This window comes from Yoonia sp. R2-816, assembly GCF_046762905.1.
In the GTDB taxonomy this organism is placed as follows: domain Bacteria; phylum Pseudomonadota; class Alphaproteobacteria; order Rhodobacterales; family Rhodobacteraceae; genus Yoonia.
In genome coordinates, this window is the sequence record NZ_JBKQXN010000006.1 from 1 (window position 1) to 438 (window position 438).

Below are 438 nucleotides of genomic sequence, written 5' to 3' on the forward strand. Positions count from 1 at the left end.
ATGTGAAGCTGATACGAACGCAGGTCTTCCGTCGTGGCCGTATCGGGCGAGCGCCCCAGAAACCCGGCGAAATGCTTCACCGCCCGGATGTGCGCTTGTTGAGATTGCTGCCGCAGACACCGAATGCGCATATCATCGATCATCCTCTCAAGAAGCGGAGTGGTTCTCACATCTGTCATAGGAACCTCCTCTGTCGACTGAGAAAGCCTAAATAGTATGACAGGTTAGTAATATCACAAAATTCGCTACGTCATGAAAAATGCGAAACATCAGCCAAAAACGCCAATGCCGCGCGAGCGGCTTCGTCCTTGAGCCCAATATGACCGATACTGCGATCTGCACGAACGGCGGCATATGATACGCTTCCGCTCCCAGTCGGACTCGACCCGCATATGGTGCTGCCGGATGCGATGGGTGGGCGGGATACAGCCGATTCCG

General features: G+C 54.6%; 1 protein-coding gene. It reads right to left on the minus strand.

Features of this window, described 5'->3' with window-relative positions:
* Positions 1–179: phage integrase N-terminal SAM-like domain-containing protein (locus ACFWW2_RS00025; protein ID WP_393925317.1), on the minus strand; the 179-nt coding region annotated here is incomplete at its 3' end.
* Positions 180–438 lie beyond the last annotated feature (259 nt).